16 protein-coding genes and 2 tRNA genes are annotated in these 13,782 nt (G+C 59.1%); 6 read left to right on the top strand and 12 right to left on the bottom strand.

Features of this window, described 5'->3' with window-relative positions; all coding sequences use genetic code 11:
- Positions 1-77 precede the first annotated feature (77 nt).
- Both AC04SI_RS13925 and AC04SI_RS13920 read right to left on the bottom strand, forming a co-directional pair.
- Positions 78-428 (bottom strand): hypothetical protein, encoded by a 351-nt coding sequence (locus AC04SI_RS13925; RefSeq protein ID WP_488474337.1) that lies wholly within the window; start codon positions 426-428, stop codon positions 78-80.
- A 5-nt stretch (positions 429-433) separates the two neighbouring features.
- Positions 434-877: a hypothetical protein gene (locus AC04SI_RS13920; RefSeq protein WP_488474336.1), complete on the bottom strand. Its 444-nt coding sequence runs from the start codon at positions 875-877 to the stop codon at positions 434-436.
- A 250-nt stretch (positions 878-1,127) separates the two neighbouring features.
- Here AC04SI_RS13920 and AC04SI_RS13915 point away from each other — a divergent pair, with 250 nt between their 5' ends.
- Positions 1,128-2,135: a LamG-like jellyroll fold domain-containing protein gene (locus AC04SI_RS13915; protein ID WP_488474335.1), complete on the top strand. Its 1,008-nt coding sequence runs from the start codon at positions 1,128-1,130 to the stop codon at positions 2,133-2,135.
- Between the two features lie 38 nt (positions 2,136-2,173).
- Here the strand turns inward: AC04SI_RS13915 and AC04SI_RS13910 are convergent, their stop codons facing one another.
- Together AC04SI_RS13910 and AC04SI_RS13905 are read right to left on the bottom strand one after the other, a co-directional pair.
- Positions 2,174-2,368 carry a hypothetical protein gene (locus tag AC04SI_RS13910; RefSeq protein WP_488474334.1) on the bottom strand — a complete coding sequence of 65 codons (195 nt, stop codon included), beginning with the start codon at positions 2,366-2,368 and terminating at the stop codon, positions 2,174-2,176.
- Positions 2,365-2,736 (bottom strand): sunset domain-containing protein, encoded by a 372-nt coding sequence (locus tag AC04SI_RS13905; RefSeq protein WP_488474333.1) that lies wholly within the window; start codon positions 2,734-2,736, stop codon positions 2,365-2,367. The genes AC04SI_RS13910 and AC04SI_RS13905 overlap by 4 nt, the downstream gene beginning before the upstream one ends.
- A 524-nt stretch (positions 2,737-3,260) precedes the next feature.
- Between AC04SI_RS13905 and AC04SI_RS13900 the strand changes: the two genes are divergently transcribed.
- Positions 3,261-4,136 (top strand): ATP-dependent DNA ligase, encoded by an 876-nt coding sequence (locus tag AC04SI_RS13900; RefSeq protein WP_488474332.1) that lies wholly within the window; start codon positions 3,261-3,263, stop codon positions 4,134-4,136.
- A 1,663-nt stretch (positions 4,137-5,799) separates the two neighbouring features.
- On the opposite strand, the gene AC04SI_RS13895 is transcribed toward AC04SI_RS13900, so the two are convergent.
- Genes AC04SI_RS13895 through AC04SI_RS13885 form a run of 3 tightly spaced genes read right to left on the bottom strand, consistent with a single transcriptional unit; the run spans position 5,800 to position 6,348 of the window.
- Positions 5,800-5,952: a hypothetical protein gene (locus tag AC04SI_RS13895; RefSeq protein ID WP_488474331.1), complete on the bottom strand. Its 153-nt coding sequence runs from the start codon at positions 5,950-5,952 to the stop codon at positions 5,800-5,802.
- Complete coding sequence (locus tag AC04SI_RS13890; protein ID WP_488474330.1) at positions 5,945-6,154, bottom strand: hypothetical protein; 210 nt, start codon at positions 6,152-6,154, stop codon at positions 5,945-5,947. The genes AC04SI_RS13895 and AC04SI_RS13890 overlap by 8 nt, the downstream gene beginning before the upstream one ends.
- 14 nt (positions 6,155-6,168) lie before the next feature.
- The gene (locus AC04SI_RS13885; protein WP_488474329.1) at positions 6,169-6,348 is read right to left on the bottom strand and encodes a hypothetical protein; all 180 of its coding nucleotides are present in this window, start codon (positions 6,346-6,348) and stop codon (positions 6,169-6,171) included.
- Between the two features lie 563 nt (positions 6,349-6,911).
- Here AC04SI_RS13885 and AC04SI_RS13880 point away from each other — a divergent pair.
- Positions 6,912-7,142, top strand: coding sequence for a hypothetical protein (locus tag AC04SI_RS13880; RefSeq protein WP_488474328.1), 231 nt, complete (start codon positions 6,912-6,914; stop codon positions 7,140-7,142).
- Between the two features lie 299 nt (positions 7,143-7,441).
- On the opposite strand, the gene AC04SI_RS13875 is transcribed toward AC04SI_RS13880, so the two are convergent.
- Positions 7,442-7,711, bottom strand: a complete 270-nt coding sequence (locus AC04SI_RS13875; protein ID WP_488474327.1) for a helix-turn-helix domain-containing protein — start codon at positions 7,709-7,711, stop codon at positions 7,442-7,444.
- A 393-nt stretch (positions 7,712-8,104) separates the two neighbouring features.
- Between AC04SI_RS13875 and AC04SI_RS13870 the strand changes: the two genes are divergently transcribed.
- A complete protein-coding gene (locus AC04SI_RS13870; protein WP_488474326.1) occupies positions 8,105-9,295 on the top strand; it encodes a hypothetical protein in 1,191 nt (396 codons plus the stop codon).
- Positions 9,296-9,334: 39 nt separating this feature from the next.
- On the opposite strand, the gene AC04SI_RS13865 is transcribed toward AC04SI_RS13870, so the two are convergent.
- Positions 9,335-9,411, bottom strand: a tRNA-Asp gene (locus tag AC04SI_RS13865).
- A 218-nt stretch (positions 9,412-9,629) separates the two neighbouring features.
- Between AC04SI_RS13865 and AC04SI_RS13860 the strand changes: the two genes are divergently transcribed.
- Positions 9,630-9,705, top strand: a tRNA-Val gene (locus AC04SI_RS13860).
- 25 nt (positions 9,706-9,730) lie between these two features.
- Here the strand turns inward: AC04SI_RS13860 and AC04SI_RS13855 are convergent.
- The gene (locus AC04SI_RS13855; RefSeq protein ID WP_404277934.1) at positions 9,731-10,516 is read right to left on the bottom strand and encodes an SDR family NAD(P)-dependent oxidoreductase; all 786 of its coding nucleotides are present in this window, start codon (positions 10,514-10,516) and stop codon (positions 9,731-9,733) included.
- A gap of 97 nt (positions 10,517-10,613) precedes the next feature.
- Here AC04SI_RS13855 and uxuA point away from each other — a divergent pair, with 97 nt between their 5' ends.
- On the top strand, positions 10,614-11,798 hold the full coding sequence (uxuA, locus tag AC04SI_RS13850; protein WP_404277936.1) for a mannonate dehydratase: 1,185 nt from the start codon (positions 10,614-10,616) through the stop codon (positions 11,796-11,798).
- Positions 11,799-11,880: 82 nt separating this feature from the next.
- On the opposite strand, the gene mctP is transcribed toward uxuA, so the two are convergent.
- Positions 11,881-13,356 carry a monocarboxylate uptake permease MctP gene (gene mctP, locus AC04SI_RS13845; RefSeq protein ID WP_404277938.1) on the bottom strand — a complete coding sequence of 492 codons (1,476 nt, stop codon included), beginning with the start codon at positions 13,354-13,356 and terminating at the stop codon, positions 11,881-11,883.
- On the bottom strand, positions 13,346-13,543 hold the full coding sequence (locus AC04SI_RS13840; protein ID WP_404277964.1) for a DUF3311 domain-containing protein: 198 nt from the start codon (positions 13,541-13,543) through the stop codon (positions 13,346-13,348). Before AC04SI_RS13840 ends, mctP begins: the two co-directional genes overlap by 11 nt.
- Positions 13,544-13,782 lie beyond the last annotated feature (239 nt).

Below are 13,782 nucleotides of genomic sequence, written 5' to 3'. Positions count from 1 at the left end.
TCTCTGTAGTCGACCTAGCACTTACCGCTCGCAACCCAAAAGCGCACATAAATCCAATTGAAAATATGAGGGTCGCGTCAATCTAGAGGCTTTGAGCCATCGGCAATTTCCAGCCTTGGAGTCAGATTTCCATTTAGGGCGGCTCTGGTTTCGAGCCTATCCACTTTAACGGCGAGGCCGCGCAGTTCCTGATTGAACGCACCTTGGACGGCATTAATTGCGCTGTGGGTCTCTTTTACAGCTTCGAGCCTGATGTCTGACTTGGCTTCACGTAACGCAGCCTCAAGTTCTCGTACCCTCTTTTCTAATGCGGAATTTGCATCAGCCAAAATCTTGCAGCCATCCTCCAAAGCGTCAATGCGAGCAAGTGCCCCTCGCACTTGGGTTATGAGTTCTACAGCGTCTAGAATAGTGCCCATGGCCGCCAATACTCTTACTCCTCAAAACTTTTGGCGCATCTGTCCTTAATGTACAAAAGCAGTGAGGAAGAATATTCTGCGTCCTCTTTGGAATCTCGCTCCAAAGATAGTAGGTTAGCGGTTATCCAGTCCTCGCGCGAAAGGTTGAAAAGGTCCCGAACCTTCTTAGGCAGCATGTCAAACGAGAGTTCATTAGACTGCTCTCCTTTTCTGGTGTCCGTATCGCGAATGCCCACAACAAAATCGAGGTGGTCACCTTCAAATTCAACTTCCTCAATCACCAAATGGCCGGCCGCCCGCGATAATTCATCGGCGTAGGCGGCGCGGCTGCCTTGTGGCGGTTTCTTGGCCGGAGCCGCCTTCGCGACGGTTTTTGCCGCGGCCTTCGCGGCCGGTTTTTTGGCTGGCACAGCCTTTGCAACGGGCCCTACCATTTTATTGTGCGATGTCATGCTCAACTAAATAGCACCTCCCGAGCCAATGATAAACAGCAACTAACCGGGTCAATATTACACCAATGGCTCTCCGAAAGCGGCGGGGCCCTTCAAAGGATACCATGATCACCACCCAACGCGCCTCGGCGCGGATGCGGTGCCGTGCCCGAACGATCAGCACAAAGCTCTCATCGGTGGTAGCAGACAGCGAAAAATAGGCCCCCTTCACGATCACCAGCCGAACAAATTCACAATCAATTGGGAGAACGAAACGATGCTGCCTGGCTTTGCATGCGGGATTAGGGTGGCGGCGGCCGTGGCGCCTCCTGCCCCTCTATCGATCAACGGAACTCCGGTCACATCAGCCGGGGAGGATGTGCCCTATGCCGGTTTCACGGTTTCGGCGACGGGCGGCACCGCCCCCTACACCTTTTCGGTCCATGCTGGAACGCTGCCAAGCGGCATCACCTTGAACAGCTCAACCGGCGTTGTTTCGGGAACGCCGACCACTGTAGGAACGTCGTCCGGGATCGTAATTCGGGTCACCGACAATCTCGGCGCCACGGCTGACCTAGCATCCTTCAGCATCGTGGTATCGGTAGTTGATCCATACTTTGCGAACGTTGTTCTTCTGGTCGGTTTCGATGGCGCAGATGGCGCTACGTCCGCAACCGATGACAGCAACGCGGCCCATGCGCTCACCTTCACGGGCAGTTCCCAACTTGACACGGCGCAGTTCAAATATGGGACTGCTTCGTTGCTTCTCAACGGAACAAGTCGGGTAACTCTCCCGGACAGCGCCGATTGGGATTTGTCCGACGCGAACTCCGATCAATATACAATTGAAGCGTGGGTTCGGTTTGCCTCGTCCGTGACGTTCGGCGTAGAGTCCATCGTCGGCCAGTGGGGCAGCGTCGGCCAGCTATCTTGGGAATTTCGTAAGTTTGGCGCGCAAATCGACCTTGTTACAGACTCTTCCGGGTCCGGCGCACAAACCACCGTTGTCACGTCAAGCGCCGGGCTGGTTCTCAACACCTGGCACTTCCTCGAAGTAAACAAAGACTCCACCGGCAAGGTCCGCATATTTGTTGACGGCGTGATGAAGGGCAGCGCCACTCCCGCGAACTCGAATACGTTCAACGCTGCACAGGTACTTGCGATAGGCAAAACCAGCGCCGGATTGAACGGGCATATTGACGACCTGCGCATCACCAAAGGTGTGTGTCGGAACCCATCGGATGCAAGTTACACGCCGCCGACTGCGGCGTTTCCGCGAAGCTAACCGGCGATTGCCATACCGATGCCGGACGATGCCACCGATCAAAAACTGATAAACCGCGGGCAGCCCGTCACCGCGTAGCTCGGCGTCGTGAACGTCGCGGTTCCCGTGAAATAGCGGCAAAAATATCCGTTTCCGACCCTCACCTGATAGACTAGAACGCCGCTCGACGTCGCGACCAGCGTGCCAATCGACAAAACGATCACGATGGCCAAGCCGATGGCGACTGATTTCATCGCCTTGCCTTTCGCCAACCGGCCTGACGCGCTTCTGCCTCGCTGCAAAACCAGCGCTCCCCATATTGCGGGCTGATCTTCGTCTCGGAATAATGCTCTTGCCCGGGGACGTGGTAGATGTGCTCCCCGGTGTTGATGCTGATGTTGCCTTTAATGTCACAACTGCCGGCTGCGTCGAACCCACCCTTACGCACGAGCCCAGCGAGAGCTTCAAGGCTACTTGGGCTCACCGTGAAAAAGGCAGCGAGGGGAACCATCACGAGTGCAACAAGGTATTGCCATCGCCACAACCGCGCTCGACGCCTCCTGGCGTTTCTTCGCCAGCGGTCGGCCTGATTGGCACCCTTATGACGCTGGACTTTGCCCACGCCCCTCTCTCCCCGAAGGGAGAATGCTTCCAACTCACGGAAGAGTCCAGAAGCCTAGCCGGCCAGCGTCAGCTAGCCGAGCGCCCCGGCACCGAATTTGCGACTGCATCATCACATCAGGAAGAGGAGCCAAATGATGCGTCAAGATGGAACAACAGCCCGAAAAGCAACAACACGGTACGTGCCGGAATGGCGTTTCAACAAGAGAACGTTTGAGGTACCGTACCTCATGAAGCTCGGCAACATTGGCCGCCAGGAAGCGCTGGCTTTGATCGCTAGGCATGGTGGGGATAGAGACGAAATCACTGCCGAGCTGTTTTCGCGGAGAGGTCGATCACAATAGCGGCCCGGCGACCGTAGCAGGGTAGGCCAAGGCAGCCGAGCCTAACCGACGGGGCTCAGTGGCGGCGCCGGCTGGGGCCGAATTATAGGCCTCTTCATGCATCATTGCTAATTTAGTAAAATGCGCCATGTTTCCGGCCATCGAACAGACCGGCCCCTGAGTTGAATCCGTGCGTAAGCGAGTGAGTGCTGGCATTGGCCGGCTGGAATTTATCGAGCCTCTGGTGCCTACCCTCGTGGAGAAGCCTCCAGAAGGCGATGGTTGGATTCACGAGGTCAAATTTGACGGCTACCGTTCCCAGATCGTCAGGGATGCCGACGGCGTTCGCATCTTCACCCGCCGCGGTCTCGACTGGACATCGAAATACCGTGACCTCGCCAAGGCGGCCGGCGAGCTGGAGGTGGAAAGCGCCATCATCGACGGTGAGATCATCGTTCTGAACGATGCCGGCCTGTCTGACTTCGGCGAGTTGCGCAAGGCCATCACGCGGCGCCAACATGATTTGTATTTCGTCGCCTTCGATCTCCTGCACCTCAACGGCCACGACCTACGCGACATGCCTCTAGAAGACCGTCGCGAGATCCTCGCCGAGATGATCCCGGAAGGTGCACGAATTCAGTTCAGCCAGGCGTTGCCGGATGCCAAGGCGATTTTCCATCTCGTTGAGCAGGCCGGGCTTGAGGGCATGGTGTCGAAGCGGAAGGACAGCAAGTACCGCGGCGGCCCGTCGACCAACTGGTTGAAGGCGAAGTGCTACGCCATCAGTGAGTTAGAGCTGCTTGGGGTCGAGCGAGAGGCGGGCAAGCCTGCCTTTGCTCTGTTGGCCGAGCGCGGCACAGGGCGCTATGTCGGCTCGGCGTTCATCACCTTGAATCGCGAGATGCGGGAACGCCTCTGGGAGCGCGTCCAGGCACATGCAGGACCACCGCCAAAGGGCATGAGGCGGCCGGCGACGCAATGGGTCAAGCCGGGGCTGATCGGCCGCGTAAAGCACCTGCGGGGCGAGGAAGACCTGCGGCATGCTTCGTTGCAGGATTTCTGGGAGGAAGGAACATAATGCCACTCATGCTTAACCGGGCCGCTTTGAGAGCGGAACGTATCCCCTACAGCGGCGTTGGCTGATGTAAGAGAGGCGAGTGCCTGATGGCCGACGAGCCAGATAAACCACAACTAAGGGGCGGCCCGGTCATTCAGCGCTTAATCAGAGAAACAGGCATCACAGAAGAACAGGCTCGCGATCTCGTCAGCCTTTTGGGTGAAAGCAATTGGCCATCGCTGATGCGAGAAGCCAGGCTGTTGAGCCGAGCCCGCCGATAGATCGGGGCGTTGCCGAGCCCCAGCGTGGCACCTGAGGAAATCAGGCGGCACTTGGATTCCGGTCAAGAACATGGCGGGGGGCTTGGGCTTTGACCGCCGGGCCTAACCGGAAAACGGGGTAGGTTCGCCGGCCGGCGAGGTTATAGGCCGGCTTGCGTCTATGCCAACTTGGCAAAACGGGGGTGTTTGGTTCTGCACTCCTCAAATTGGATGAGACCAGAGTCGCAACCGTGAGTATGCCTGACCGTCGGCAACGTTATGCAAAAAAGGACGCCGGCTGCCGATCGGAACAGCTAACAGAGATCGGCATGCCGGCGCGCTACTCCCCAACCCTGCTTCATTTATCGGTGCGTTGTGGCGCGCGCACAACTAAGCCAAAATGATAGGGTGTCCCTACCTCACCGGACCCGTTCCGCTCCATTGGATGAACGTCACCTCCTTGCCGGTCACTTCCCGCACCGTCTTCAAAAGCGCCTCATGTAGCGTCTGCATCGAGCGGTAGTGGTCGCAGCTAGGCGAAATCAGTGGGCCGACGAGGGCCTTATGCAGCCCTTCCGCTGCCTGTAGGAAACGCTCCAAATCTTGACCTGATAACTGCTTTGGGTGCGCCTGACCGTAGCGACCTCCGTTATAGAAATCGCCCCACATAGGATTATGGTCCTACATCGCAAATCTCAGATCAAGGGCTGTTTTGGGCGACCTCACAGGAATCCAGGGCCACGGCGCCTAGGCAGCCAATGCGCGAACGCGTTGGAACGAATGTTCGTCATCCTCGTTGAAAATGCTGGCCGGATGCCCTTGTGCCCCATACCCCTTTCCGGCCAAGCCTTGATAGGCCCGCTGCTTTAGCCCGGCAGCGGGCCATTCATTTTTTACGGAATCGAGGAGATCACGCCGAAGGTGAAGAGGCGCTAACCGGCCAACGCCATTCGGTATCAGCAGAACACTGCCTAGCTTGCGCCATCATATCAGACAAGCCTAATGTAAATCATGATCTGGCCATGGAGCGGGCGCTGTGGCGCATCCGGGTTGGGCGCTATCATCGCCGCGGCCTGCGCTTTCGGAACTCCTTTGGCATCGGCACATGATGAGTATTGGTACGAAAAACAGTGCTGTCATGACCAGCATTGCGAGCCGATGGCAGACGGTGCCGTCCGCGAAACAAGCCAGGGCTTCAAGGTGCCTTCAGGCGAATTGCTGCCTTACGCGGACGGCAGGGTGCGTCAGTCACACGATATGCGTTTTCATTGGTGCCATGCCCAAAAAGCAACAGCAGGCCGGCATCATAAATTCCCATCTGGAAACCCTGACATTACGATCTGCCTGTACGTACCGCCTAAGTCATTCTGACATTCTGTCCAGCTATTAACCGCGCGCGGTACGCGCCCGATACAAGCCGAAGCCTACGACAGTAGCAAATAGACGCCCATGCCGGCCATCAGGAGGCAAGCAGCCATCCCGATCATGTCGCGCTGCCTGTAGCGCCAGACGGCGCCGGCGAGCATCGAGGCGGTGATCGCAGCGATGTAGAGCGGAACGAACAGAAGGCTACTCAACGATTTCCGGATGGGGCTTACCGCTGTCGCGGAGTGCTTTCGCCAATTTTTTGAAGAGGTGCGGGTTGCCTCTATCGCTGGCGGCATTGGCATTCACAGTCGAAAGACCATGAGCCTCGATACTGAGATGGATGTCACCCTTTTTCTCGTCGTACCAAATGCCAATCTTTGGATAAGCCGTCTTCCCACTGCGCTCGGCCATAGCATGCCTCCATTTTAGCCGAGCCGACGCATTTCCCGAAGTTGGAGAACGATCACACCCAGCGCAAAGGTGACCGATCCAAAGCCGAAAGCTGCTACCGCCAAGATTTCATGGATCGCGGATTTTGATGCCGCGAGCGTCGTCACGCCCAATAGTAATTCCAGCAAGCTGACGAGAATAATTAGAACGCCCATGCTACCCCTCCCATTTCCCTGTCGTCAGCATCGCGCAACTGACGCGTGTGCACAAGTCTTCGCCCGCAAGGGCGCGCTTGACGACTTCAGCGCAGGAAAATAGCCGGCGCCGCTCACTGGAGGTTGCCTGAAAGGCGCCGGCCGGGCGGAAAAAGTCCGCCCGCGCCTCAAGCGATAGCAGAGACTTGACGCAGCGTCATGTTGGCCGCGCAGCCATCAACAAGTAGGCGCTAGCGCCTAGCAAACTTGTGTAAACGCCGTCTTTTCTCTACAAAAATGTGTAAACGCCCAGTACTGATTGTACAGTCTGGAAATCGGCTCAGTATTCGTAAAAAATAACATTTGCTATCCGCTCGACTCTGTGGAATTCTGTCTGTCGGGGAAGGGGTTTCCTGCACATAATAGAACGGCAGAACGCCGAGACATTTGGCCGGGGTGGCAAGCTATGTCCAGGGCCGAAGTCTAAAGGCTTGCCGGCGACTCCAGGTCGTCTCCACCCCCCGGCTGCCGGCGGCATCGGCAAACAGCATGGCCTGTGGAGGCCAAAACCTGGAGTGATGGAAATGAACGCTCTTGCTATTGTCGCCGAACCACTGCCTGAGGTGTCAGCGTCAAACCGCATGGTACTCATGTGTACAGTGATCGCTCGCATAGACGAGTGTGGAAAGCAGGCCGAGTGGTGGAGCGCCCCGAGCAATTGGGCGGCGCTCGAGTGGATCAAGCAGAAGCCAAAAGAGAGGTTCGTCGTTTACGATCAATACATCGATCGGAGTTTTGCAAGCCGGTTCGGCTGACCGCCTGAAAACCACCGCAACGACAAAAACCCGCTTCGGCGGCTTCCAGACAACAAAAAAGCGGGCGTCAGCCCGCTTCCCTTCGTTGCCGAGACTAATTGCGTGATGCCAGTACATTCGTGGTCATCGCGCCGTCGATCGGCTCAAATTGCAGCGTGCGCCTTGGGTGGAACCTCACCGAACATCTGAAGGAACGTTCCTCGCCAGCGGCGACTGCTGGCGGGTATATGGCCCCGCAAGGTGTTGGAAACAAGGCGACACAAGAAAATCCCGCTTCGGCGGGGTTTTTCATCCGCACACTATTCCCTAACGCGAATTCCGGTCGGTACATATTTCTGTGGCGGAAACTGGCGATACTCCACGCCCGTCTCGGTGAAGTTGATTCCTGCGTTGGCAAGCTCCTGCATGATAACGAAAAGTGACGCCTCATGTGGCTCGCGCTTGTTCGCTTCCAAGTCGGCGATAGTGGATCGGCTCACCTTCGCCCCCTCGGCAAGATAACCCTGCGACCATCCGAGAAGCGCTCTGGCGGCGCGCACCTGCGCGGCCAACAAACCAAAATCAGTCACTTCGTCTATTATCCAACATTTTGCTTGACTTTTCAGGTGAAATCAGTCAATATGTCGGATATCATGCCATTCGTGTGATGTCCAGATGGGGGAGACACATGTCCAGACTGGCAGCAAACGACAATCTCCCACAGGGTGCATCAATCCGCTTTATGGTTGAACCCCGTCTAGTTCCGGCAGCAAAGGCGGCTCGGCGTCTTCATTTGACGCTAGCCGAATTCGAAACCAAGCGCGCCGCCTTGCATGGGCGTGGGTTTCCGCTCCCTTGCCCGGTTGTCGAGCACTTCGATTTGGTCGCCATCGACGCGTGGCTAGATAGGATGTCGGGCGTTGGTGCGGTGGGATCATCACCTAGCGATCCGGAGCGTATTGTTGCGGAAAGGCTAACCGCCATTGGCTGAGATCAAGCTCAAGCACTACCACGTGCGCAAGGGGAGGGGCTATTGGCTCGTCACCCCCAAGATGCGAGCGCACGGCTTCGACAATGTGCGTTGCGGGCCGGACGGGGCGCAGGCGTGGGCGGTAGCTCAGGAATGGGAACAGCGGTGGCAGCGTGCCCGTAAGGGGCAGGAGGCATCGCAGCGCAAGGTCTACCCGCGCAACTCAGTTGGTTACGCTTTCGAACGGCTCCGGCAGACGAACGAATGGGCCAGGAAGCCAGCGCGGACCCGTGAAGATTGGGACCGCGGCTGGCAATACATCGAACCGATTTTTGGCGACCTGAGTCCGTCGGTGATCACCTTCGAAATGCTCGACAGTTGGTATTCCAAGTGGTGCAAGGTCAAGGGCGTTGGCGAGGGCGGACGGGCCATGAAGACATGGCGCGCTCTCTACAATGTCATGGCGGCGATGAAACTGTGCCAGGCCAATCAGGATCCGTCGCTCGCAATCCGCAAGACGGCTGTTCGCGGCCGAACTCAGACGTGGGCAGAGGGCGAGGTGGTGCGCCTGGCAAAGGGCGCCTGGCGTGCTGGTTATCGCGGTCTTGCCTGCATCATCGCTGTGGCCTGGGATACCAGCTTTTCGCCCGTGGACGTTCGTACGCTCACGTCAGGACAGGCTGTGCAGACTGCGCAAGAATGGGGCTTTCTCATTGAACGCACGAAGAGTGGTGAAGCAGCGTTCGGCACGCTTTCGGCGCGTACGCAGCGGCTTGTTTTGGCGTACGTCGAATCGCTGGGCGTTACGCTAATGGACGACGCCCCAATCTTCCGCTCTCGAGGCTACACCCCCGGCACCAAGGGCGGACGTCCCCGCGCCGGTGTCCCGTACACAAAAGATGCCTTGGTTGATGATTTCGCCGACCTTCGCCTTCTTGTTTTCGGTGAGGGGGAAAAGCGTCGTCTGATGGACATGCGACGTTCTGGCGCCGTCGAAGCAAATGCCGGTGGCGCTTCAGTCGAGGCAATCTCGGCCAAGATGGGCAACTCGATCGATGAGAACAAAGCCCTGCAGCGGACCTACATGCCTGTCAATCTTGCCGCGGTTCGTTCGGCAGACGAACACCGCCGCAGAGGCCGCCAATTGCTCGGCCAGGAACGCAACGAATACAAAAAGTTGAAACTCGGCGGAGTGAAAAGTTGAAACCAATCGGAGGGAAGGGCACTAAGCCCTTGAAAAGAATGGCGCGAGTGACGGGGCTCGAACCCGCGACCTCCGGCGTGACAGGCCGGCACTCTAACCGACTGAGCTACACCCGCGCACAAGACGAGCACGGGTCAGCCGTGTTCGTCGTTGGGCCGCTGGATAAGGGGTTCGCCACCGGGTGTCAAGCGGAGTGGGACAGCATAACAGCAAACAGGAGAAGGTTTTTTGACAAGCCTCGCTTTGTTGGCGAAACCGGTATCCGAACAGGACGTTGCCCGTTCATTTTGCCTTGCGAAGCCTGTCCTGACCGCTTAAAGGTCCGCGCCGGAGCGGGCGATTAGCTCAGTTGGTAGAGCGCTTCGTTTACACCGAAGATGTCGGCGGTTCGAGCCCGTCATCGCCCACCATTTTTCAGGTTGATCTTATCCCTCTTCACTTGACCCCGATGCCGGCGGTCAGGCCGCCGTCGATTTTGTAGTCGGCGCCTGTGCAGAAGCCTGCCATGGACGAGCATAGAAACGCGATCAGCTCCGCCACTTCTTCCGGTTCGCCGATGCGGCCAAGCGGGTGTGCTTCGCCGAAGCGTTTGTAGGCGGCCTCGACATCGGCGTCGGTCCCGTTGTCGCCGCGCGCGGCCTTTTCCAGGATCGGCGTGCGGATCGATCCGGGGCTCACCGAATTCACCCGGATCCCCTGGCGGGCGTAGTCGAGCGCCAGCGAGCGCGTCAGCGTATGGATCGCTCCCTTCGTCGTCGCATAGGCGGCGACGTTCTGCTGGCAGGCGTGGCCCTGCACCGAAGCGACGTTGACGATGGCGCCGCCGCCCCGCTTGACCATTTCAGGAATGCCGAAATGCGCGGTCAAATAGATCGAGCCGACATTGACGGTCATCGCCCGGCTCCAGGTTTCGAAATCCGTGCTCGTTGCCGTGCCATAAGGGTGCACGGCGGCGGAGTTGACGATGACGTCCAGCCCGCCGAACCGCGCGACGCCGGCGGCGACCGCCCGGGCAACCTGATCCGGCACGGAAACGTCCGTCGTCACCACCAGCGCTTTGGCGCCCGAGTGGTCGAGTTCGGCCTGCATCGCCGCATTTGCGTTGCTGTCGATGCCGCAGGCGATGATTGCGGCACCACCCGCCGCCAGGCGTCTGGCGCTTGCCAGGCCGATCCCGGTCGTTCCCGTCACCAGGGCAACCTTGCCGCCAAAATCGTTCATGGCTCAAACTCCGTCATGCGTCGTTGGGATTGCCGAAGTCTCGACTCCGACTATGGTCCAACAATACGGTTTTGGCTTCGCTTCGGAAGGGACCTTTATGGAACAATGTTGGCGCTGGTACGGGCCGGACGATCCGGTCACGCTCGATCATGTCAGGCAGGCAGCGGCGACGGGCATCGTGTCGGCCCTCCACAATATCTACGATGGCCGTGCCTGGCCTCTGATCGATATCCTTGAACGCAAGCGCATCATCGAGGCCGCGGGGCTGACCTGGTCGGTGGTGGAGAGCATCCCGGTCCACAACTCGATCAAGATCGGATCGGCGGAGAGGCAGCGCTACGCCAGCTTCTACAAGGACACCATTCGCGCTTTGGCCAAGGCCGGCATTTCGACCATCTGCTACAATTTCATGCCTGTGGTCGACTGGACCCGCACCGATCTCATGTATCGGTTGCCGACCACCGGCTACGCCTTGCGCTTCGACGCGATCGACTTTGCCGCCTATGACCTGTTCGTGCTGAAGCGGCGCAATGCCGAGGCCAGCTACAGCCCGGCGCGCATCACCGAGGCGGAAGCGCGGCTGAAGGCCTTGAGCGACGAGCAAATCGACACGATCGAGCGCAACCTCATTGCCGGACTGCCGGCCACCGAACGCAAGTACAACCGCGATACGATGCGCGAGGCGCTTGCCGACTACGATGCAATCGGCCCGGTCGAACTGCGCGCCAATCTTGCCTGGTTCCTGAAGGAGATCATCCCTGTGGCCGAGGAGGTCGGCGCGCGCATGTGCATCCATCCCGACGATCCGCCTTTCTCGCTGTTTGGGCTGCCGCGGGTCGTCTCCACCGCCGACGACGCACGCTTCATCCTGGGGACGGTCGACAGCCCGGCGAACGGCCTGACATTCTGCACCGGCTCCTACGGCGTGCGCGCCGACAACGACCTTGTCGCGATGATCGAGGAGTTCGCGTCGCGGATCCACTTCGTTCACCTGCGCAACGTCACGCGCGAGGACGACGGCTCGTTCTTCGAGGCCGAACATCTGGAAGGCTCCACCGACATGGCGGCGGTGATCCTGGCACTGATGAAGGAAGAGGTCCGCCGGCGCAAGGAAGGCAGGAGCGACTGGCGCATCCCCATGCGTCCTGACCATGGCCATCTGCTTGCCGACGACATCGGCAAGACCAGGATCAACCCAGGCTATTCGCTGATCGGCCGCCTCAAGGGGTTGGCTGAACTGCGCGGCATCATGCGGGCGGTGGAGCGGTTTGGGTTGGCTTGAGACAATCGAGCGTTTGCAGGCGACAGTTTAGCAACGCGTATCCTGCGAAGGATCGCTTGCGCGATCCTTCGCTTTTTTCGCTCTATGCTCGCACCGCTGTTCGTGCCGGGGCAACGGCATTGACCGCCACTGCCACGGCGATGTTTGCGGCAAGTGCAAGCAGCCCCGTATAGACCGTGAAGGGTTCTCCTCCGAGACTGATCAGGTGCAGTGGTTTCCAGCCGGCATCCCAGACAAGCCAGGTACCGCCGAAGAAGCCGACGAACCAGCCCGCAAGCAGGGCCGGAGCCCGGAACCAGTTGGTGTAGAGCCCGAAGACCAGGGCCGGCAGCGTCTGCAGGATCCAGATGCCGCCGAGCAATTGCAGATCGAGCGCGAACTGCGTCGGCAGGAAAATGATCACCAGCAGGGCGCCCACCTTCACCACCAGCGAGGTCATCTTCGCGACCTTGGCTTCACCGGCATCGCTCACTTGAGGATTGACATAGGCTTTCCAGAAATTGCGGGTAAAGAGATTGGCGGCGCCAATGCTCATCACCGCCGCCGGCACAAGGGCGCCGATCGCGATCGCAGCGAAAGCGAAGCCTGAGAACCAGCCCGAAAACAGCGTCTTGAACAGGGCTGGAACGACGTCGGTCGCACTGTCGAGCTTGAGGTTGGCGGCGTGCCCCATGTAGCCGAGCAGCGCCAGCAGACCGAGCAGCAGCGTATAGGCCGGCAGCAGGATCGCATTCTTGCGGATCGTGTTGCCGCTGTTCGAGGCAAAAATCCCCGTCAGCGTATGCGGATACATGAAGGCTGCGAGCGCCGACCCGAAGGCGAGCGTCGCATAGGCGACATACTGGTTGCCGGCGAGAAGCAGGCTGCCGGAGCCCTTGGCCTGGAAGGCCGCGTCGGCCGAGGCGAAGACATTGGCATAGCCACCGAGCTTCGAGGGGATAAGCGCGACGGCGGCGATCACCACGATATAGATCATGATGTCCTTGACGAAGGCGATCAGGGCCGGCGCACGCAATCCCGCCGAATAGGTGTAGAGCGCCAGCACGATGAAGGCGATGGCAAGCGGCAGTTCGCCATGCAGACCGAGCGCCTTAAGCACCGCCGTCATGCCGACGAGCTGAAGGGCGATATAAGGCATCGTCGCGATGACGCCGGTTACCGCCACGGCGAGTTCGAGACCGCGCGATCCGTATTGGCCATGGACGACGTCGCCGGCCGTGACATAGCCGAAATCCCTGGCGCGCTTCCAAAGAACCGGCATGACCATGAAGACGAAGGGATAGACGACGATGGTGTAGGGCAGTGCGAAGAAGCCATACGCTCCGACAGTATAAACCAGCGCCGGGACGGCGATCACGGTATAGGCGGTGTAGAAGTCGCCGCCGACCAGGAACCAGGTGATCCAGGTACCGAAACTGCGCCCGCCAAGCCCCCATTCATCGATATGGGCAAGCGTTTCGGGCTTGCGCCAGCGGGCGGCGACAAACCCCAGGATCGTAACGAGCACGAAGAAGAAGATGAAGACGGCGAGCGCCGCGGGGTTGATGTCAGTCGTCATGGCGCGTGCTCCGATAGGCGATCCAGGTCAGCGTCGCGGTGATCGGCACCCAGGCAAGCTGGTACCAGTAGAAGAAGGGGAAGCCGAACATGGCCGGCTCGCGGACATTGTAGAAGGGCGGCCAGAGCAGGCCTAAATAGGGAATGACGAGCAGCCAGAGGGCCGCCTTGCTGCGAGGTTTTTCCATGTCGAGATACCTTCCAGGCGCCATGATATGGGCCGCCATGTTGCAGTTGCCGGTACGGAAGGCAGGCACTGTCACCGGCCGTGGAGACATCGCGCGGCGGCTCTCCTTGCGCCGCTGCGACAGGTTCGCGACCCATCGCCGGCTGTTCCGGCATGGCATGGACATAGTGAATTCCTCCCGACGGCTCGCCCTTTCGTGGCCAGCCGTGATGAACCCCTATGGCAGCGTTTTTGCCCTCA

This window comes from Mesorhizobium sp. CNPSo 4689 (genome assembly GCF_057784325.1).
This window is presented reverse-complemented; position numbering and strand designations above follow the sequence as displayed.